Source organism: Streptococcus infantis, assembly GCF_047463635.1.
GTDB lineage: Bacteria > Bacillota > Bacilli > Lactobacillales > Streptococcaceae > Streptococcus > Streptococcus infantis_W.
In genome coordinates, this window is sequence record NZ_JASHDL010000003.1 from 43,488 (window position 1) to 63,705 (window position 20,218).

The window sequence follows — 20,218 nt, forward strand, 5'->3', positions numbered from 1 at the left end:
ATGGGATTATTTGACCGTTTATTTGGTAGAAAAGAAGAACCAAAAATCGAAGAAGTTGTTAAAGAAGCTTTGGAAAACTTGGATCTGACAGAACCTGGCGAGGAAGTTGAAGCACTTGTAAATGAAGAAGTTGAAGTGAAAACTACTGAAGAAATCGACCAAAGTTCAGAATTTGAGGAAACTTATTTTAAAGAAGATAGTGAGTCGGAAGAACCAGTAGCAGAAACTATTCTAGAGACAGTTGAAGCAGAAACCGCCCCTCAGAAAGAAGAGACTCAGTTTGAAGAGGAAACTGAGTGTCATTGTTGTCAGGAAGAGTCAGAGTCAACAGAAGTTGAAGAAACTGAAGACAGCTCTCAAGAAGTAGTTGAGTTTGTTGCAGAAGAACCTGAGTCACCAGTCGAAGAAGTACCTTCAAGTGATAGCGACGATGAAGAAGCTGATCAAGTTCAACCAGACGAGACGGAGTCAGATACTTCTGAAGAAGAGGAAGAAGATCTAGTAATCGAAGAAATTCCTCAAGTTCAAGAGACTGTACAGGAAAAATATGACCGTAGTCTCAAGAAAACTCGTACGGGCTTTGGAGCTCGTTTGAATGCTTTCTTTGCTAACTTCCGCTCTGTTGATGAAGAATTCTTCGAAGAACTAGAAGAACTGCTCATCATGAGTGACGTTGGTGTACAGGTAGCTTCAAATCTCACTGAAGAATTGCGCTATGAAGCAAAACTTGAAAATGCCAAGAAACCAGATGTCCTCCGTCGTGTCATCATCGAAAAATTGGTAGAGCTTTACGAAAAAGATGGACAGTACAATGAAAGCATTAACTTCCAAGATGGTTTGACAGTCATGCTCTTTGTAGGTGTTAATGGTGTCGGGAAAACAACTTCAATCGGTAAATTAGCGCATCGCTACAAGCAAGCAGGCAAGAAAGTCATGCTTGTTGCTGCGGATACCTTCCGTGCTGGTGCGGTAGCTCAGTTAGCAGAATGGGGCCGTCGTGTAGATGTTCCTGTGGTTACTGGGCCTGAAAAAGCAGATCCAGCCAGTGTGGTCTTTGACGGGATGGAACGAGCAGTAGCAGAAGGTATTGACATTCTCATGATTGATACAGCTGGCCGTTTACAAAACAAGGAAAACTTGATGGCAGAGTTGGAAAAAATTGGTCGCATCATCAAACGAGTTGTGCCAGAAGCTCCGCATGAAACCTTCCTAGCTCTGGATGCCTCAACAGGTCAAAACGCTCTTGTACAAGCCAAAGAATTTTCAAAAATTACTCCTGTTACAGGAATTGTCTTAACCAAAATCGATGGAACTGCTCGAGGTGGTGTCGTTCTGGCTATTCGTGAAGAACTCAATATTCCTGTTAAGTTGATTGGATTTGGTGAAAAAATCGATGATATCGGTGAATTCAATTCTGAGAACTTTATGAAAGGCCTTCTAGAAGGTTTGATTTAAAAGAAAATCCTGCAAGAATTCTTGCAGGATATTTTTTCTATTCTAAACGACCATCTTTACGATAGGCGATATCTGGTTGCCAAGTCCACTCAGCACCGTATTTTTCAAGGAGTTCAAAGCTAGCTTGAGGTCCCATGCTACCAGCCTTGTAGTCATGAAGTGGAGCACCGTTTTCAGCCCAAAGCTTTTCGATACGGTCAATCAATTTCCATGATGCACTCACTTCATCCCAGTGGCTAAAGTTAGTTGAATTATTGTTCAAAACATCATAGATAAGTTTTTCATATGGATCTGGTGAAGCACCCGTTGCAGTTGCATCTGTTCTGTAATCAAGCGAATTAGGTGCAAGCTTAAACTCTTCACCAACCTCTTTACCGTTTAGGCTAAGTGAGAATCCTTCTGTTGGTTGGATGTAGATTGTCAAAATATTTGGTGCTAGAGGTTGATCAAAGATTGAATCCATTTGTTTGAAGACAATGTTCACGTGTGTTCCTTTTTCAGTTAGTCGTTTACCTGTACGGAAGAAGAAAGGTACATCACGGAAGCGGTCGGTATCTACAAAGAAGGCACCTGAAGCAAAGGTTTCTGTCATTGATTCTGGGTTGACATTTGGTTCGCTACGGTAAGAGATGTATTTCATGCCATCAACTTTACCAGAACGATATTGACCACGGATGAAGTGCTCTTTAAGTTCTTCATCTGTAGGGTGGTGAAGGTTCTTGAAGACCTTGATTTTCTCTGCGCGAATGTCATCCTTGGTAAAGCTTGCTGGTTTATCCATAGCTAAGAGCGACAGGAGTTGGAGTGTATGGTTTTGAACCATATCACGAAGGGCACCAGACTCATCATAGTAGCCACCACGCTCTTCAACACCAAGACGTTCTGCAAAGGTAATTTGAACATTATCGATGTGTTCACGATTCCAAACATTTTCAAAAATCATATTAGCAAAACGAATGGCAAATATGCTTTGAATCATTTCCTTGCCAAGATAGTGGTCGATACGATAGATTTGCTCTTCGTTAAAAGTAGCTAGGAGTTCTTCGTTTAATTTGCTAGCAGTCTCATAGTCGGTTCCAAAAGGTTTCTCAACGATCAAACGTTCAAAGCCTTTACCATCAACAATCTGCTCAGATTTGAGGTGTTTGGCGATGGTACCAAAGAACTGAGGTGCCATTGAGAGGAAGAAGAGTTTGTTGTGCTCAGTCTGATATTTTTCGTTTAATTCAGCCTGAAGCTTGCGTAATTCGATGTAGTGCTCAGTGTCATTAACATCGTGGCTTTGATAGTAAAAATGACTCGCAAATGCTTGAGCTTCTTCCACACTATCTGCCAAGTCTAAAATAGATTCGACAACGACAGATTCGAAATACTCCTTACTCCAAGGTCTACGAGCAGTTCCAATAACAGCAAAATGATCAGAAAGATTACCTGATTTATAAAGTCTAAAAAGTGAAGGGTAGAGCTTACGTTTGGCCAAATCCCCACTTGCACCGAAAATTGTAACAATAACTTTTGATGACATCTAGCTACCTAATTTCTATTTTGTTTCCTAGTTAAACTAGGCATGAGGAGTCCCCATTTTTCATATTCTTTATTTTATCATAATTTTCTAAAAAATCCAAAAATCCAATACGTCTATATTAAGAGTCTGGGCAAAAACTTAATTTTATACTCTTCGAAAATCTCTTCAAACCACGTCAGTGTCGCCTTACCGTACTCAAGTACAGCTTTCGGCTAGCTACCTAGTTTGCTCTTTGATTTTCATTGAGTATTAGGAGCAACCGAAGTAAATCTTTCCACAATAAAACGCATAATATCAAGTTTTTAATATCTGATACAATGCGTTTTTTTGATTATAAAGACTTTTTGCCCAATCTCTTCTAGGCGTTTAGAACCTTGTCTAAAAATTCTTTAAGACGCGGATGTTGTGGGTTGTCAAAGATTTGGTCAGGTGTTCCGTCCTCAAGAAATTCACCGTCAGCAGTAAAGATCACACGATTGGCAACCTTGCGGGCGAATCCCATTTCGTGGGTTACGATGATCATGGTCATGCCTTGTTCAGCCAATTCCTTCATAACGTTAAGAACGTCGCCGACCATCTCAGGGTCAAGGGCAGAAGTTGGTTCGTCAAAGAGCATGATATCAGGGTTCATGGCTAGACCGCGAGCGATAGCCACACGCTGTTTTTGACCACCTGATAGGCTTTCAGGATTAGCATTAGCCTTATCAGCCAATCCAACTTTTTCAAGGAGTTCCATTCCCAATTTTTCAGCTTCGGCCTTAGTCATCAACTTATGCTCTACTGGAGCGAAAGTGATATTTTCCAATACCGTCATGTGTGGGAAAAGATTGAAGTGCTGGAACACCATTCCGACATTTTCACGAACGTGGTCCACGTTGGTTGCTTTATCCGTCAAATCATAGCCATTAACTGTGATATGACCTTTTGTACCTTCCTCAAGGAGATTCAAGCTACGCAAGAAAGTTGATTTACCTGAACCAGAAGGTCCAATGATACAAACAACATCTCCTTCATAGAATTTTGCTGAGATTCCTTTTAGGACTTTGTTTTTACCATATTGCTTATGTAAATTATCGACATCGATTTTTAATTTAGCCATTATTGAATCCTCTTTTCTAAGCGTTTTGCAAGTCTAGTAAGAAGAGTGATAATCACAAGATAGAAGACTGCGAGAATTGCATACATTTTGAAACTTTGGTAGTTACGAGCAATGATAATCTTACCAGTCTGGAAGAGTTCGACCAAACCGATTGCAGATACGATAGTTGTATCTTTAAGTGCGATAACAAATTGGTTGACGAAGTTTGGAAGCATAAGTTTGGTTGCTTGTGGCAAGACAATCTTACGCATGGTTTTACTGTAAGAGATACCAAGGCTTCGACTAGCTTCCATTTGTCCGATAGGAACAGCCTTAATACCACCACGAACAATTTCAGCGATATAAGCGGCTGAGTTTAGGGAGAGGGCGATTGTACCAGCGACAAAGTCATTGATTGGACTCTGTTGGCCTGTAAGGGATTCGATAAAGTTAGGAACTCCCCAGAAGATAAAGGCAGCAAGAATCATCAATGGAATACCACGAATCACATCGACAAAGATTTCTGAAATAAGACGAAGTGATTTATAAGGACTAACGCTAAACATACCAAAGATAATCCCGATAACAATCGCAATTGCAAAGGAAATCAAAGCTAGAGAAAGGGTAATTCCAAGTCCACTTAGGAGTTGTTTGTAGTTGTTTTTCAACAAGCCCCAGATAGTAGTTTCGTCAACAGCTGATGATTCACTTGTTGAATCAGTTGCAAGGTATTTATCAAGAATCTTTTGGAATTCACCACTTGCTTTAAGATTTGCAAGACCGTTGTTGAACATTTCAATCAATTCAGGATTGCTTCCCTTTTTAACTGCAAAAGCAGTTTCACCGATTGGAGTACCTTCGATTGGTGTTTTTAATTTTTGTCCTTGGCTAATAGAGTATTTAAGAACTGGTTCGTCATCCATCACGGCGTCAATTGAACCTGTGTTCAAGCTGTCATACATAGATGAACCGTCTGCAAAGGTTTTAATTTTATAACCATATTTGCTTTGATTTTCAGTTAGGAAGGTTTGAGAAGCCGTACCGTTTTTCACACCAACGGTCTTATCCTTGAGGTCCTCATAAGATGCAATCGTGCTTGATTCTTTAACACCTAGAATGGTATTGGCAGTGTAGTAAGAATCCGAGAAATCAAAGGTTTCTTTACGAGCATCCGTAACAGACATACCAGCAATCATACCATCAGCTTGACCAGATTGAACTGCGTTAATAGCAGCGTCAAATCCTGGGTTGGTGATTTCAATTTCAAAACCTTGGTCTTCGGCAATAGCCTTGATCAAGTCCATATCGATACCAGTGTATTGGTTACTTGAGTTCTGGAAGACAAATGGTGCGAATGATGAATCACTAGCGATAACGTATTTTGATTTGACTGGAGTAGCTTTTTGACCTGCGCTTGTAGTTGAAGTGAGAGAAGTCACTTGTGAACTAGTTTTAGAAGAGTTTGTCCATTTATTGATAATTTTGTCCAAGCTACCATCTTTTTTCATCTGAGCTAAAGCTTCGTTAAATTCTGTAACTAGGTATTCGTACTTGCTGCCTTTTTTAACACCGAAAGCAAAGCTTCCAACGGCTTCTCCGTCCATGTTGATACTGAGATCTTGCCCTTGGTTAATAGCGTACTCGATGACTGGTTTGTCATCCATGATGGCATTTACAGCCCCTGTACTGAGACTGTTATTCATCAAATCACCAGTATCAAAGGTTTTGATAGTGAAACCATATTTATCTTTGATGCTTTCTAGGAAACGTTGTGCGGCAGTACCGTTTTTAACACCAACAGTTTTACCACTGAGTTCTTCATACTTAGTGATTTTGTTAGATTTAGTCGTTGCGATGACAACTTTTGTATCATAGTAAGTATCAGACATGGTAAAGACGTTTTCACGTTCTTTGGTTTTTGTCATACCAGCCATGATCGCATCTGCTTGCCCTGCTTGGACCGCATTTACAGCAGCATCAAAGCCTGGATAAGACATTTGGATATTCCATCCTTTTATCTCAGCGACTTTATTGATGATGTCGACATCAATTCCTTTATAAGTCTGGTCTGTATCTTTAAACTCAAAGGGTGCATAAGCAGTATCACTAACAATCTTGATAGTGTCCGCATTAGCATAGCCTAAAGAGAATAAGGGAAATAAAAATAATAAAAATGCAAGGATTTTTTTCTTCATGTTTAGTCTCCTTTTTAGAATATTTACCCATTATAGCAGAAACTAAAAAAGTTGGCAAATATTTAGTATTTTCATGTAAGAAGATGTGACACAAGCTGCTAAATGGCAAGAAGTTGAGAATCAGTAAGTCGATCCTTTTTATGGTAAAATAGAAGGATAGAAAAGGTGTATGAGGCAATTATGATCAATAGAATTACAGATAACAAATTTAAACTAGTATCCAAATACCAACCGTCTGGGGATCAACCGCAGGCTATTGAGCAGTTGGTAGATAACATTGAGGGTGGAGAAAAGGCCCAAATCCTGATGGGGGCGACTGGTACAGGAAAGACCTATACCATGAGCCAGGTGATTTCCAAAGTTAATAAACCAACCCTAGTCATCGCCCACAATAAAACTCTTGCAGGCCAGCTCTACGGGGAGTTTAAGGAATTTTTTCCTGAGAATGCGGTTGAGTATTTCGTTTCTTATTATGATTACTACCAACCAGAAGCCTATGTGCCATCGAGTGATACCTATATCGAAAAAGATAGTTCAGTCAACGATGAGATTGATAAACTTCGTCACTCCGCTACATCAGCGCTCTTGGAGCGTAACGATGTCATCGTTGTAGCATCTGTATCTTGTATTTATGGTTTGGGTTCCCCTAAAGAATATGCTGATAGTGTAGTAAGTTTGCGCCCAGGACTTGAAATTTCTCGTGATAAACTGCTTAATGAATTGGTTGATATTCAGTTCGAACGCAACGACATTGATTTTCAGCGGGGAAGATTTCGCGTACGTGGGGATGTGGTGGAGATTTTCCCAGCCTCTCGTGATGAGCATGCCTTTCGTGTTGAGTTCTTTGGAGATGAGATTGATCGCATCCGGGAGGTTGAAGCTTTAACTGGACAAGTCCTTGGTGAAGTGGACCATTTGGCCATTTTCCCAGCTACCCACTTCGTGACCAATGACAACCACATGGAAGTAGCGATTGCCAAGATTCAGGCCGAGTTGGAAGAACAATTAGCTGTTTTTGAAAAGGAAGGTAAACTCCTCGAAGCGCAACGTTTGAAACAACGGACAGAGTACGATATTGAGATGCTGCGTGAGATGGGTTATACCAATGGTGTCGAAAACTACTCACGTCACATGGATGGACGAAGCGAAGGGGAGCCTCCGTACACCCTTCTTGACTTCTTCCCTGATGATTTTATGATTATGATTGACGAGAGCCACATGACCATGGGGCAAATCAAAGGAATGTATAATGGTGACCGTTCACGTAAGGAAATGTTGGTTAACTACGGTTTCCGTTTGCCGTCTGCTTTGGACAACCGTCCCCTTCGTCGTGAAGAGTTTGAAAGTCATGTCCACCAGATTGTCTACGTTTCAGCGACACCTGGTGATTACGAGATGGAACAAACGGACACCGTGATTGAGCAAATCATCCGTCCCACTGGTCTTTTGGACCCAGAAGTGGAAGTGCGCTCAACAATGGGACAGATTGATGACCTCTTGGGGGAAATCAATGCCCGTGTTGAAAAGAATGAACGTACCTTTATTACAACCTTAACCAAGAAAATGGCAGAAGACTTGACGGATTACTTCAAGGAAATGGGCATCAAAGTCAAGTACATGCACTCGGATATCAAGACTTTAGAGCGGACAGAGATTATCCGAGATTTACGATTAGGAGTCTTTGATGTCTTAGTCGGGATTAATCTTCTTCGCGAAGGGATTGACGTTCCTGAGGTAAGCTTGGTTGCTATTCTCGATGCTGATAAGGAAGGTTTCCTCCGTAATGAACGTGGTCTTATTCAGACCATTGGACGTGCAGCCCGTAATAGTGAAGGGCATGTCATCATGTATGCTGATACTATGACTCAGTCTATGCAAAAAGCCATCGATGAAACAGCGCGTCGTCGGAAAATCCAGATGGCTTATAACGAAGAACACGGTATTATTCCGCAAACCATTAAAAAAGAAATCCGAGACCTTATTTCTGTTACAAAAGTTGTGGCTAAAGAAGAGGACAAGGAAGTTGATATCAATAGCCTCAATAAACAAGAACGCAAAGAACTAGTCAAGAAACTGGAAAAACAAATGCAAGAAGCCGTCGAAGTGCTTGACTTTGAACTTGCTGCCCAGATTCGTGATATGATGTTGGAAGTCAAGGTGTTGGATTAGGGTGTTAGTAGGAGATGAAATGGCAAATTTACATTATTTTACAGGTAAATTTAGTGAATCTGAATTAAAGAATTATTTTTATTCTTTGGATGGAAGAGAACAGAAATCCGAACTTGAAAACTTTATTAATCAATATTTAGACTTATCTAAAGAAGAACAATTAAAATATGTTAAATCTTTTCTTGCAGTTTGTGTAACTTTTGTTGTGCAAATTGATAAAACTGTCAGAAAAAAGATTTTAGAGACCTTAAATAAAATACTATCAAATAATTTACTATTATATAATTGGTATGATTTTTCTAATTATTTATTTATTCTTTATTATTATTTATTTGAACCAAAAGAATATGAAGAATATTCTATATTGTTTGAAGATGGAAGTTGTTTTTTAAGAATTCTTGAATTAGTATTATATGGTGATTTAGATGAACCTGAATTACTAGCTCCTCCAATACTTTCAGTTTTTTATCAATTATTTAATCAGAATACTTTACCAGAAGAAAAAAGAATTTTGTTAAAGAGGGAATTAGAATCATTTATAAGTTTTATATTCCAAGATATTGATTTTGAGAGAATTGACTATTGGTATTTTGAATTAGATGAGATGGTATCTATTTTTAAAAATGAACATCTCGAAAAAATTAATAACTATTATTTCAATAACCCTCAATCTAATTATGTTGAGGAATACTTAGATTTTGTATCAAGGCATTTTGATGATATAATTGAAGATTCGATTGATGTTGTTCGAAAGATAGCAGAAGAAAATGATTCGGATATAATTCGCAACCAAGCTATTAAGTTAATTGAGGAGTATAATCATGATATTTTGAATGAGAAAAGTGATTCAGAATTTATCCTGTCATTTGATGCTAATCAACTTTTAGAACAAGCGGACAAGATTATATACTATATACGTTCTAAATTGACTGTTGATGCAAATGAGTTGAAAGAAATAGGTTCCTTTGGACATTATACTAAGATTGACACATTAACAAATTATCTTATAAAAGCTGACTGGAAAAATGACAATAAAAATGAAAATGATTCTAAAGTAAAATCTCCCTTTTTACGACTGACTAATCTAAAACAGTTAAATGATCCGATGGAAGGAAGAGCAGTATATGATTATTTGGGTATAGATAATACGTTTTTCAAACAATATCAAACTTCCAATGTTTTTATATCTTCTCTAACCACGGTATCTGATAGTTTACCTATGTGGAAGGAATATGCAGATTCATCTCAGGGAGCATTCCTTGAATATGATCTGTCTTATCTTGAAGATATAGTTGCTCATAAATCGATAGAGTTTGTTAAAGTTCATTATTTGGATTTAATGTCAGCGAATAAAGATGAAACAGATGTTGGTAAATCTCTTGATAATTTAAAACAGCTATTTGAAAAATTGCAAGAGCTGAAAGCTGAAAAAGAATTGATAAGTTTTGCTGAGAAATTGAAGAAGATTTCTTACCTTTTCAAAGTTAAAGACTATGAGTATGAAATGGAGTATCGTATTTTAATTAATTTAGATGATACAGCTATACAAAATATTATTAAAAGAGATATCAATGATTCGACAAATGAGAAATACTTTAAGAAAGAAGAAATTGGGTTAGAAATTTTTGATAAAGTTAACTATAATGATTTTAGGAAGTATATTGTATTAAGCCCAAAAGACAATGGCAGATATGATTTATTTGTATACATCAATTTGGCTCCTTTGAAGTACTCAAAAGTAATTCTGGGTCCAAAGGTTACTGATGCAGACTATATTGCTCCTTACCTCAAACTTGCTAATCCAGATATAGAGATAGAAAGTTCGAAAATCCCTTATCGTTGAGTTTAGAGATTCACATTTTTTTTAAATTTTGTTGAAGAATGAGTAATTCCACTCTTGAGTAAAAAATGAAAAATAATAAGAGTAATTCAAATAAAAAAAGGAATCACACAAGAAAAGAAAGTTTTCAGCTTTGGATGGATTCTCATAAATTAGTAGGTTTCTTCTTGGTATTTGGCCTAATATTAGGAATAGGGCTAGGTGTCACTCTTGTTTTTAAATTCCTTCCTATTCCATCACCATACAGAGAATTCAACTATAGTTTTCCAATATATATAAATATTTTTTGTCTGGTGTATCGATTATTTGACTATTGGTTCCTAGACATGTCTAAGACAAGGATGACAATAAAAAGATATGCAGATTTATTTATCTATCTTAATAGTATTGGTTTAATAGTTCATCTCTTTATTGGTATTGGCGGGAAAAATAGTAAAGGAATTTTGCCGTCCCTCTTATCCCTAGATCACCGTTACATTTGGTTTCCAATCGTTACTTACTTAATATTCTTTTTAGTAGCGATTTTGATAGGTTTTCTTTCCAAGTATATTGAAAAGAGGACAAAAGGAAATGGGGAAAATTCACTCAAATGAAAAATCATAAAAGAAAATTAAAAAGGAAAAAGAAATTATCCAGGGTAGAGAAGTTCAATCTGTGGTTAGATTCTCATAAGCTGTTGGCCTTCTTAGTGGATTTTATAGTTTTATTATCAATAACTGGACTAATAGGTATTGTTTTTCAAGTAATTATCCTTATACCAAGCCCATATAACCATAAGGACTACATGTTTCCGCTCCACTGTAATATACTTTTGATATTTGCTAGGTTCTATGCTTATTATTTGCGAGAAATTTGTTCAACTAAGAAAAATTTTAAAGATTATCTGGAACCGTTTCTTTATATCAATAGTTTCTTTTTTCTAATTCACTTGACAATGAGGATTAGAACACGGACTCACAAAGTTTTGCCGTCTCTCTTGTCCCTAGATAACCGTTACATTTGGTTTCCAATAGCAACTTATCTGATCTTTTTCAGTTTGGCGTCTATTATAACTCTAGTAATGAAATATATTGAAAAGAAAAGGAGTCAATCATGATGAAACATCTAACTATATTTAGAATTATTTACCTTTTGTGCCTAGTATTTGTACTGCTTCATTTTATCTTAGGCCTCTTTGGTTTAGCCTTTACACCAGTCTTGTGGAATCTCTGGTTCTTTGGTCTTTGTTTAACCCTATTTATCCATCCGTGGACTATCTTTTATAAATCTAGAATCTTTCAATGGCATCATCTGATTTTTCAAGCTCTCAGTGGATTCGTTGCTCTCATAATCTGGTTTATGATATTTTTATTTTTCTCCACGGTTCCAGATTCATCTATGCCTATCAATTTAGACTACTATGTGATTAGGGAAAAAAATGAAATAAGAATCATCAGAGGATTCTTACTCCATGAAATTCATGAATATCACGATTTAGTTAATCCTTTGATAATGAAGTCTAAAGTTAAGAATAAGATAGAAAATTAAACATTAGAAAGTGAGTCTATGTATGTCTCGAGCACAATTAACCATTCTAACTAATATTTGTCTAATAGAAGATCTTGAAAATCAGTGCGTGGTTATGCAGTATCGATCGCCTGAAAGCAACCGCTGGTCTGGCTATGCCTTCCCAGGAGGCCATGTTGAAAATGGAGAGGCTTTTGCAGAATCTGTTATTCGTGAAATATATGAGGAAACAGGTCTGACGATTCAAAATCCTCAACTGGTCGGCATTAAAAATTGGCCACTAGATACAGGTGGCCGCTATATTGTCGTTTGTTATAAGGCGACTGAGTTCTCTGGTACCCTTCGCTCTTCAGATGAGGGGGAAGTTTCTTGGGTGCAAAAAGACCAGATTCCAAATTTGGATCTGGCCTATGATATGTTACCCTTGATGGAAATGATGGAAGCACCAGATAAGTCTGAATTTTTCTACCCTCGCCGTACAGAAGACGATTGGGAAATGAAAATCTTCTAATCCTTTACCAAATATCCTAATTTGTCCAAGGCCTGCTGGATATAGAGGAGGTCTTGTTCGTTTTCAGCTTCGACTAGGTGATAATGGACGCCATCTGTTAATTCAGAAAGTGGTCTAAAGTCAGACCGTTCGACTTGCTCTAAAAAATGCTGAACGTCACGGCGACAAGAGAGTTTGAGTAAGGTTTCAATTTCTCCGTAGACAGGATGATCAATCAAGGTATTCTGAACACGTCCCCCATTATCGACGATAGCTAGAAGTTCTTGACCAATTTCTTCCATCTCGTGCTTAACTTTAAACAGTTTGTGAACATAAGGATTGGTTTTATTCTCTTTATAAATATAGCCACGATTGGTTGATAAGATCGGAGCACCATCAGCACGTAGAACAGCAATGTCCTGAACGATAATCTGACGGGTTACATGAAAACGGTCTGCTAAAGTTTGACCATTTAGAGGTTTTTGAGACTCCTTTAACAGTTGTAAAAGTGCTTCTTTTCGATTTTTTGTCATATTCTTCTTTCTTAACGCTTAACGGCGTTTTTTTAATGCTTTATAAACAGCTAGTGCTAAGTAATAGTCTACCATACTATGGATAATAGTACCTAATCCAACCAAGACAAACAAGACATAGAACATATTTTTTAAGTCAGTTCCAGTACTAGCATAAAAGATCATACAAGCCAAGACTTCAGCAATAGCATGAACCAAGCCAAGTACAAAGTTAAAAATCAATGAAGATTTCTTATTGTCCAAGGTTTGAGGATGTTTTTGAAGATAGAAAGCACCCAGACTTCCAAAAAAGATATGGGAGAATGCACGAAGTACGATAACAATTGGATATCCAGCCATGAGAAATCCTAAACTAGAAGCTATAATGACAAAGATAGCCATCCAGGGAGAAAGAAACATAGCGATAAAAATAGCAACGTGACTTCCTAGAGTGTAGGAAGCGGGAGGAATGACAATTTTAAAGGGCATCACCAAAGGAATCAAAATAGCGATAGCTGTCAGCAATGCGGTCAAGGTCATGAATTGTGTTTTCTTTTGTGTATTCATAATAACTCCTTTTTATCTGTATATACAGTTGTATAGTACAATAAAAAGTCAAGCAAGTCAAGAAGCAAAATTGATTTTAGAGAAGATTTTTTTAAATGAGGAAAAAGAATGCTAAAAAGAATCAATAAAATTTAAAAAAAATAAGCAAAAAACTCTTGCACTAATCAAAGTAGTGTGGTATACTTATATACGGTTTGAAAAAACTGCCTAAGACAGTAGGGGAGCTCGACTCATAAATATCCTACCGAGGACAAAACGTATCATGTAAAAAGAAGCGTATTGTACTTTCGTGTCTAGGTTTGGGCGCGTTTTTCTTTTGGAAAAATTCCCCAAGCAAAATAATTACGGAGGTGAACACACTAATGAGTGAAGCAATTATTGCTAAAAAAGCAGAACTAGTTGACGTAGTAGCTGAAAAAATGAAAGCTGCTGCATCAATCGTCGTTGTAGACGCTCGTGGTTTGACAGTTGAACAAGATACAGTTCTTCGTCGTGAGCTTCGTGGAAGCGAAGTTGAGTATAAAGTTATTAAAAACTCAATCTTACGTCGTGCAGCTGAAAAAGCTGGCCTTGCAGAACTTGCATCTGTATTTGTTGGACCATCTGCTGTAGCATTTTCTAACGAAGATGTTATCGCTCCAGCGAAAATCTTGAACGACTTTGCTAAAAACGCTGACGCACTTGAAATCAAAGGTGGTGCAATCGAAGGCGCTGTCGCATCAAAAGAAGAAATCGTTGCTCTTGCAACTCTTCCAAACCGCGAAGGACTTCTTTCTATGCTCCTTTCTGTACTTCAAGCGCCAGTGCGCAACGTTGCTCTTGCAGTCAAAGCGGTTGCAGACAGCAAAGAAGACGCAGCTTAATCTTAAGCTACGCAGCGTAGCCTAGCTACAAAAATATAAACATAAAATATAAACTTATTTGGAGGAAATAACAATGGCATTGAACATTGAAAACATTATTGCTGAAATTAAAGAAGCTTCAATCCTTGAATTGAACGACCTTGTAAAAGCTATCGAAGAAGAATTTGGTGTAACTGCAGCTGCTCCTGTAGCTGTAGCTGCTGCTGGTGGTGCTGAAGAAGCTGCTAAAGATTCATTTGACGTTGAATTGACAGCTGCAGGCGACAAGAAAGTCGGCGTTATCAAAGTTGTACGTGAAATCACAGGTCTTGGTCTTAAAGAAGCTAAAGAACTTGTTGATGGTGCACCAGGTGTCATCAAAGAAGGCGTTGCAGCTGCAGAAGCTGAAGAAATCAAAGCTAAATTGGAAGAAGCTGGAGCTTCAGTTACTCTTAAATAATAGAGCAACTACATTCGTAGCTTAAAAACATGATTAAACCGCTAGTCTTAGGATTAGTGGTTTTTCTTTTTGTTCAAAAAGGGACATAAAAGGGGCAGTTAAATTAATTTGGCTAAGAAATATATAGGACTAGTGATAAAATAATTTTACTTTTCAATTCCTTTTTGATATAATAGACAACAAGAAAGAATATCTTATCAGTAAATCCCAAGCGAGCCTGTGATAGTGAGAGTCAGGTGATTGAGAGATGAGTGTGGCGCTTTTGGTATTTTAATAAAGATAATGAAGTAATAAATTAGGGTGGAACCGCGTTTTTGACGCCCCTAGGTCACTTGACTTAGGAGCAGAGACACGGTTCTTTTTGTATCCTGAGTCATAAGAAACTTTATGAATAAGGAGTAAAACATGTCTAAAAAATTGACTTTCCACTGCGTCAGTGGCAGAGACCTCCTTACAGTCGGACTGCCCCACGCTCAGCACTAGGGTGCCTGAGCTAGACGCAGTACTAACTCGTCTTGCCTCGTATAATCGACGAGGCAGACTCATGTCGCAATAATTTATAATAAAGGAGTAAATAATGTCTAAAAAACTAACCTTTCAAGAGATTATCTTGACTTTGCAACAATACTGGAATGATCAGGGTTGTATGCTGATGCAGGCTTATGATAATGAAAAAGGTGCGGGAACTATGAGTCCTTACACTTTCCTTCGTGCTATCGGTCCTGAGCCATGGAATGCAGCTTATGTTGAGCCATCACGTCGTCCAGCAGACGGTCGTTACGGGGAAAATCCAAACCGTCTTTACCAACACCATCAATTCCAAGTGGTTATGAAACCATCACCTTCAAACATCCAAGAGCTCTACCTTGAGTCATTGGAAAAATTGGGAATCAATCCTTTGGAACACGATATTCGTTTCGTTGAAGATAACTGGGAAAACCCATCAACTGGTTCAGCTGGTCTTGGATGGGAAGTGTGGCTTGATGGTATGGAAATCACTCAGTTCACTTACTTCCAACAAGTCGGTGGTTTGGCAACTGGACCTGTTACCGCTGAAGTTACTTATGGTTTAGAGCGTTTAGCTTCTTACATCCAAGAAGTAGATTCTGTTTACGATATTGAGTGGGCTCCAGGTGTTAAATATGGAGAAATCTTCCTTCAACCAGAATACGAGCATTCAAAATACAGTTTTGAAGTTTCTGACCAAGATATGCTTCTTGAAAACTTTGAAAAGTTTGAAAAAGAAGCTGGGCGTGCCTTGGAATTGGGTCTTGTTCACCCAGCCTATGACTACGTTTTGAAATGTTCACATACCTTCAACTTGCTTGATGCTCGTGGAGCAGTATCCGTTACAGAACGTGCTGGTTATATCGCACGTATTCGTAACTTAGCCCGTGTCGTAGCTAAAACATTCGTAGCTGAACGCAAGAAACTTGGTTACCCACTTCTTGACGAAGCTACACGCGCCAAACTCCTAGCAGAAGAGGAAGAATAAAAACAGTTACAAGAATAGAAAAAGGGCGAACAAAGTGAGCCCGTATGGCACTCAGAGGCAAGTCGAAGACTTGCTAAAGGGATAGGCACCGCCGTACTGCTATCTGGGGATTTTTGAAACTTTAGGTTCAAAAATCAGTTGGCTAAATCCACTTTGATGAGACTGTTGGAAATCTTTGTCAAGAAGACAGAAGATTTCCCCACAGACTCACAAAGTTAGTTAGCAACGTCCCCAGTACCTAAGGTGACTATCAAAAAGAAGAAATTTTGTAAAGGAAAAAACATGGCAAAAAATTTATTAGTAGAACTAGGACTCGAAGAGTTACCAGCCTACGTTGTCACACCAAGTGAAAAACAACTAGGTGAAAAAATGGCAGCCTTTTTGGATAATAACCGCCTTTCATACGAAGGAATTCAAACTTTTTCAACTCCACGTCGTTTGGCTGTTCGCGTACTTGGCTTAGCAGACCAACAAACGGATTTGACTGAAGATTTTAAAGGACCTTCTAAAAAAATTGCTTTGGATGCAGAAGGAAATTTCTCTAAAGCAGCGCAAGGGTTTGTCCGTGGTAAAGGCTTGACTGTAGATGATATCGAATTCCGTGAAATCAAAGGTGAAGAATATGTCTACGTAACTAAGCATGAAGCTGGAAAACCAGCTGAGGAAGTTTTGACTGGAATTCCAGAAGTATTGGCTAGCTTAAGCTTCCCAGTAAGTATGCACTGGGCAAACAATACCTTTGAATATATCCGTCCAGTCCATACGTTGACAGTTCTTTTGGATGATGTGGCACTCGATATGGATTTCTTAGATATTCATTCAGGAAGAGTTAGCCGTGGACATCGTTTCCTTGGTCACGAAGTAGAAATTCAGCATGCTGACAGCTATGAAGAAGACCTGCGCAAAGTTTATGTTATTGCAGATAGCATTGAACGCGAAAATATGATTCGTGAGCAAATTAAGGCTATCGAAGCTGCAGAAGGTGTACAGGTACAAATTGATGAAGGACTCTTGAATGAAGTTTTGAATTTGGTTGAATATCCAACTGCCTTCATGGGGAATTTTGATCCTAAGTACCTAGAGGTTCCAGAAGAAGTCTTGGTCACTTCAATGGAAACTCACCAACGCTACTTTGTAGTACGTGACATTGACGGAAATCTAAAACCAAACTTTATTTCTGTTCGTAACGGAAATGCAGAGTATCTGGATAATGTCATCCGAGGAAATGAGAAAGTCTTGGTGGCACGTCTTGAAGATGGTGAATTCTTCTGGCGTGAAGACCAAAAACTCAAGATTGAAGATCTTGTAGCTAAATTATCACACGTAACCTTCCATGAAAAGATTGGTTCACTTCGTGAGCACATGATTCGTACCGGACAAATTGCTATCCTTTTGGCGGAAAAAGCAGGTTTATCGGTAGATGAAACTGTTGACCTTGCTCGTGCTGCAGCTATTTATAAGTTTGACCTCTTGACTGGTATGGTTGGTGAATTTGATGAGCTTCAAGGGATCATGGGTGAGAAATATGCTCTTCTTGCAGGTGAGAATGCTACAGTGGCACAAGCTATCCGTGAACACTACCTTCCAGATTCTGCAGATGGTGCTCTTCCTGAGTCTAAAGTCGGAGCTATCCTTGCACTAGCTGATAAATTGGATACTCTTTTGTCCTTCTTCTCTGTTGGCTTGATTCCATCTGGTTCAAATGACCCTTATGCTCTTCGTCGTGCAACACAAGGGATTGTCCGTATCTTGGAAGACTTCGGCTGGAATATTCCAATGGACGAATTGATTGCTAGCCTTTATGCTTTATCATTTGATAGTCTAACTTACGATAATCAAGAAGAAGTGCTTAACTTCATCAAAGCTCGTGTTGATAAGATGATGGGGTCTACTGCAAAAGATATTAAAGAGGCTGTTCTTGCAAGTTCAAACTTTGTTGTTGCAGATATGATTGAAGCAGCAGAAGCACTGAAAGAAGCATCTCTAAATAGTGACTACAAACCAGCTGTTGAATCCTTATCTCGTGCTTTTAACCTAGCGGAAAAAGCAGAAGTTTCAGTCAAAGTTGATACTAGTCTCTTTGAAAATGAACAGGAAAAAGAACTAGCTCAAGCAGTAGAAAATCTAGAATTGAAAGGTTCAGCTAGTGATAAATTAACGCAGTTATTTGCTCTTAGTCCTGTTATTGATGCATTCTTTGACAATACTATGGTTATGGCAGAGGATGTTGATGTTAAGAATAATCGTCTAGCTATTCTAACTGAACTTGTGAATAAAGCGAAAACAGTCGCTGCTTTTAATCTTCTTAATACAAAATAGAAATTAAAAAGTAGATTGGAGGTCCAAATATGACACCAGAAAAAATCGCTCGTATTAATGAGCTTGCGAAAAAGAAAAAAACAGAAGGCTTGACTGCAGAAGAAAAAGTAGAACAAGCTAAACTTCGTGAGGAATATATCGAAGGCTATCGTCGTTCAGTTCGTCATCACATTGAAGGAATCAAAATCGTAGATGAAGATGGAAATGATGTGACTCCTGAGAAACTTCGTCAGGTACAACGTGAAAAAGGCTTGCATGGTCGTAGTCTTGACGATCCAAATTCATAATTTTGAGATATAGAAAACTCGGTTAGTAAAATCTAACCGAGTTTTTGTTTTAAAAAAAGGAACCTAAAGAGGTTCCTTTAGTATTAAATTTTATACTCATCGAAAATCTCTTCAAACCACGTCAGCTTCACCTTGCCGTATATATGTTACTGACTTCGTCAGTTCTATCTACAACCTCAAAGCAGTACTTTGAGCAACCTGCGGCTATCTTCCTAGTTTGCTCTTTGATTTTCATTGAGTATTAGTTACTTGCACCAGAAGTAGCGTCTGCATCTCCATGGCCGCCATCAGCTGAGTCAGAAGCACCAGAAGTAGCATCTGCGTCACCGTGGCCTCCAGCAGGAGCAAACGGACCGCTTCCTCCTACCAAACGTTGACCAGTTTCTTTCAAGTACCAGTCAAGCCATGGTTGGAAGTTAAAGACAATTTCATTGATACCAGCATATGAACCATCAGGATAGTACATTGCTTGGTAGTTGTGAGTATTGATAACACCAGCAGGTGAACCTGGGACAATTGTACGTACGTATTCTTGGTTACCGTTCCTAAGAGTTCCAATAACCCACTCAACATTTTTCATACGTGCTGGTGGTAGTGAACCGTGAACTGTTGACATACGGCTACCAGATTGAGATGGTACACGTTTAGCAAACATGGTATCTGGATCTTGGTGAGCGTTGTTGTAGTATAGGAATTGGTTGTTATCGTCAGCATATGTCAATTCAAATGGCATAGCTTTCAAGAACATATCAATTTGGTTAACTGTAAGGATACCATGGTCAAGTTTAACGTATGTATCCCCAGATACAGCACCTGTAATTTCTGCAACTTTTTCTACCCATTCTGGATCATCAGGGTCAACTTCTGTAATAGTTGTAGCGATTGGTTTTCCACAATCCAAGTCTTCTGGTTCAATTGGTTTTGGTTTTTTCAATTTAGAAACGACTCCCACGTATTTGACAAAGTTATCTAAGCAAGTTTCAAGGAATTTAACAGTTCCTTCGTTAATAATATCTCCGTTAGCATCAAAAGCTTCTTTAGCTTTTCCAAGAAGGAATTCATTACCTGGTAATGTGTAGGCATTTACTCCTGGTGCATCAAGAATTTTACGAAGGTGAACTTGAGCACGTGAAGTTCCTTGATCGTAGTATGAAGCACCCACAATCATAACTGGTTTGTTTTCAAATGGATGAACTTCGTATGAAAGCCATTCAAGGACTGACTTAAGTGAAGCAGAAATAGTGTGGTTGTGCTCTGGAGTAGCAATAATGACACCATCAGCACGAGTGATTTTGTTGTAAAGAAGACGTAATTGGAAGCTTTCATCCCATTTTTCATCTTGATTAAACATTGGAACTTCATCAATTTCAAGAACTTCTAATTCAAATTTTAGTTTGAAGTTACGACGGATGAATTCCAAGAGTTTGCGGTTATATGATTGATCGTAGTTTGATCCAACAAGTCCAACAAATTTCATT

The 20,218-nt window shown here is 38.3% G+C and carries 17 protein-coding genes and 1 other annotated feature; of the genes, 11 read left to right on the forward strand and 6 right to left on the reverse strand.

Annotated features, from left to right (window positions below):
- Positions 1 to 1,455, forward strand: coding sequence for a signal recognition particle-docking protein FtsY (gene ftsY / locus QM867_RS02965; protein ID WP_414315137.1), 1,455 nt, complete (start codon positions 1 to 3; stop codon positions 1,453 to 1,455).
- A gap of 37 nt (positions 1,456 to 1,492) precedes the next feature.
- Here the strand turns inward: ftsY and zwf are convergent, their stop codons facing one another.
- The 3 genes from zwf to QM867_RS02980 form a co-directional block, all read right to left on the reverse strand.
- The gene (gene zwf / locus QM867_RS02970) at positions 1,493 to 2,980 is read right to left on the reverse strand and encodes a glucose-6-phosphate dehydrogenase (protein ID WP_414315138.1); all 1,488 of its coding nucleotides are present in this window, start codon (positions 2,978 to 2,980) and stop codon (positions 1,493 to 1,495) included.
- 358 nt (positions 2,981 to 3,338) lie between these two features.
- Positions 3,339 to 4,079: an amino acid ABC transporter ATP-binding protein gene (locus QM867_RS02975; protein WP_049503260.1), complete on the reverse strand. Its 741-nt coding sequence runs from the start codon at positions 4,077 to 4,079 to the stop codon at positions 3,339 to 3,341.
- Positions 4,079 to 6,253, reverse strand: coding sequence for an ABC transporter substrate-binding protein/permease (locus QM867_RS02980; protein WP_414315139.1), 2,175 nt, complete (start codon positions 6,251 to 6,253; stop codon positions 4,079 to 4,081). The genes QM867_RS02975 and QM867_RS02980 overlap by 1 nt, the downstream gene beginning before the upstream one ends.
- A 180-nt stretch (positions 6,254 to 6,433) precedes the next feature.
- Here QM867_RS02980 and uvrB point away from each other — a divergent pair, with 180 nt between their 5' ends.
- The 5 genes from uvrB (at position 6,434) to QM867_RS03005 (ending at position 12,279) form a co-directional block, all read left to right on the forward strand.
- Entirely contained in the window at positions 6,434 to 8,422 is a 1,989-nt protein-coding gene (uvrB, locus tag QM867_RS02985; RefSeq protein ID WP_414315140.1) for an excinuclease ABC subunit UvrB, read from the forward strand.
- 19 nt (positions 8,423 to 8,441) lie between these two features.
- Positions 8,442 to 10,265: a DUF2971 domain-containing protein gene (locus tag QM867_RS02990; RefSeq protein ID WP_414315141.1), complete on the forward strand. Its 1,824-nt coding sequence runs from the start codon at positions 8,442 to 8,444 to the stop codon at positions 10,263 to 10,265.
- 65 nt (positions 10,266 to 10,330) lie between these two features.
- Positions 10,331 to 10,855 (forward strand): hypothetical protein, encoded by a 525-nt coding sequence (locus QM867_RS02995; RefSeq protein WP_414285419.1) that lies wholly within the window; start codon positions 10,331 to 10,333, stop codon positions 10,853 to 10,855.
- A gap of 499 nt (positions 10,856 to 11,354) precedes the next feature.
- Positions 11,355 to 11,789, forward strand: a complete 435-nt coding sequence (locus QM867_RS03000) for a hypothetical protein (RefSeq protein WP_248034141.1) — start codon at positions 11,355 to 11,357, stop codon at positions 11,787 to 11,789.
- 22 nt (positions 11,790 to 11,811) lie between these two features.
- Entirely contained in the window at positions 11,812 to 12,279 is a 468-nt protein-coding gene (locus QM867_RS03005) for an 8-oxo-dGTP diphosphatase (protein ID WP_248034144.1), read from the forward strand.
- On the opposite strand, the gene QM867_RS03010 is transcribed toward QM867_RS03005, so the two are convergent.
- Together QM867_RS03010 and QM867_RS03015 are read right to left on the reverse strand one after the other, a co-directional pair.
- Entirely contained in the window at positions 12,276 to 12,791 is a 516-nt protein-coding gene (locus QM867_RS03010) for a transcription repressor NadR (protein WP_414315142.1), read from the reverse strand. The genes QM867_RS03005 and QM867_RS03010 overlap by 4 nt on opposite strands.
- Before the next feature lie 18 nt (positions 12,792 to 12,809).
- Positions 12,810 to 13,337 (reverse strand): ECF transporter S component, encoded by a 528-nt coding sequence (locus QM867_RS03015; protein ID WP_414315143.1) that lies wholly within the window; start codon positions 13,335 to 13,337, stop codon positions 12,810 to 12,812.
- 188 nt (positions 13,338 to 13,525) lie between these two features.
- Positions 13,526 to 13,661, forward strand: a sequence feature (ribosomal protein L10 leader region).
- Positions 13,662 to 13,699: 38 nt separating this feature from the next.
- Here QM867_RS03015 and rplJ point away from each other — a divergent pair.
- From rplJ to QM867_RS03040, 5 genes are all read left to right on the forward strand, one after another.
- Positions 13,700 to 14,200 (forward strand): 50S ribosomal protein L10, encoded by a 501-nt coding sequence (gene rplJ / locus QM867_RS03020; RefSeq protein ID WP_075231669.1) that lies wholly within the window; start codon positions 13,700 to 13,702, stop codon positions 14,198 to 14,200.
- 73 nt (positions 14,201 to 14,273) lie between these two features.
- Entirely contained in the window at positions 14,274 to 14,639 is a 366-nt protein-coding gene (rplL, locus tag QM867_RS03025; protein ID WP_001196968.1) for a 50S ribosomal protein L7/L12, read from the forward strand.
- A gap of 577 nt (positions 14,640 to 15,216) precedes the next feature.
- Positions 15,217 to 16,134, forward strand: a complete 918-nt coding sequence (glyQ, locus tag QM867_RS03030) for a glycine--tRNA ligase subunit alpha (protein ID WP_000038760.1) — start codon at positions 15,217 to 15,219, stop codon at positions 16,132 to 16,134.
- 282 nt (positions 16,135 to 16,416) lie between these two features.
- Positions 16,417 to 18,453: a glycine--tRNA ligase subunit beta gene (glyS, locus tag QM867_RS03035; RefSeq protein ID WP_414315144.1), complete on the forward strand. Its 2,037-nt coding sequence runs from the start codon at positions 16,417 to 16,419 to the stop codon at positions 18,451 to 18,453.
- A gap of 29 nt (positions 18,454 to 18,482) precedes the next feature.
- Positions 18,483 to 18,740 (forward strand): DUF896 family protein, encoded by a 258-nt coding sequence (locus QM867_RS03040; protein ID WP_000187071.1) that lies wholly within the window; start codon positions 18,483 to 18,485, stop codon positions 18,738 to 18,740.
- A 241-nt stretch (positions 18,741 to 18,981) separates the two neighbouring features.
- Here the strand turns inward: QM867_RS03040 and QM867_RS03045 are convergent, their stop codons facing one another.
- Positions 18,982 to 20,217 carry an NAD(P)H-dependent oxidoreductase gene (locus tag QM867_RS03045; RefSeq protein WP_371607672.1) on the reverse strand — a complete coding sequence of 412 codons (1,236 nt, stop codon included), beginning with the start codon at positions 20,215 to 20,217 and terminating at the stop codon, positions 18,982 to 18,984.
- Position 20,218: the final 1 nt, after the last annotated feature.

Excerpts from the sequence above, each read along its gene's own strand:
- ftsY (WP_414315137.1), top strand. The coding sequence starts at position 1 with ATGGGATTATTTGACCGTTTATTTGGTAGAAAAGAAGAACCAAAAATC.
- zwf (WP_414315138.1), bottom strand. The coding sequence starts at position 2,980 with ATGTCATCAAAAGTTATTGTTACAATTTTCGGTGCAAGTGGGGATTTG.
- QM867_RS02975 (WP_049503260.1), bottom strand. The coding sequence starts at position 4,079 with ATGGCTAAATTAAAAATCGATGTCGATAATTTACATAAGCAATATGGT.
- QM867_RS02980 (WP_414315139.1), bottom strand. The coding sequence starts at position 6,253 with ATGAAGAAAAAAATCCTTGCATTTTTATTATTTTTATTTCCCTTATTC.
- uvrB (WP_414315140.1), top strand. The coding sequence starts at position 6,434 with ATGATCAATAGAATTACAGATAACAAATTTAAACTAGTATCCAAATAC.
- QM867_RS02990 (WP_414315141.1), top strand. The coding sequence starts at position 8,442 with ATGGCAAATTTACATTATTTTACAGGTAAATTTAGTGAATCTGAATTA.
- QM867_RS02995 (WP_414285419.1), top strand. The coding sequence starts at position 10,331 with ATGAAAAATAATAAGAGTAATTCAAATAAAAAAAGGAATCACACAAGA.
- QM867_RS03000 (WP_248034141.1), top strand. The coding sequence starts at position 11,355 with ATGATGAAACATCTAACTATATTTAGAATTATTTACCTTTTGTGCCTA.
- QM867_RS03005 (WP_248034144.1), top strand. The coding sequence starts at position 11,812 with ATGTCTCGAGCACAATTAACCATTCTAACTAATATTTGTCTAATAGAA.
- QM867_RS03010 (WP_414315142.1), bottom strand. The coding sequence starts at position 12,791 with ATGACAAAAAATCGAAAAGAAGCACTTTTACAACTGTTAAAGGAGTCT.
- QM867_RS03015 (WP_414315143.1), bottom strand. The coding sequence starts at position 13,337 with ATGAATACACAAAAGAAAACACAATTCATGACCTTGACCGCATTGCTG.
- rplJ (WP_075231669.1), top strand. The coding sequence starts at position 13,700 with ATGAGTGAAGCAATTATTGCTAAAAAAGCAGAACTAGTTGACGTAGTA.
- rplL (WP_001196968.1), top strand. The coding sequence starts at position 14,274 with ATGGCATTGAACATTGAAAACATTATTGCTGAAATTAAAGAAGCTTCA.
- glyQ (WP_000038760.1), top strand. The coding sequence starts at position 15,217 with ATGTCTAAAAAACTAACCTTTCAAGAGATTATCTTGACTTTGCAACAA.
- glyS (WP_414315144.1), top strand. The coding sequence starts at position 16,417 with ATGGCAAAAAATTTATTAGTAGAACTAGGACTCGAAGAGTTACCAGCC.
- QM867_RS03040 (WP_000187071.1), top strand. The coding sequence starts at position 18,483 with ATGACACCAGAAAAAATCGCTCGTATTAATGAGCTTGCGAAAAAGAAA.
- QM867_RS03045 (WP_371607672.1), bottom strand. The coding sequence starts at position 20,217 with ATGAAATTTGTTGGACTTGTTGGATCAAACTACGATCAATCATATAAC.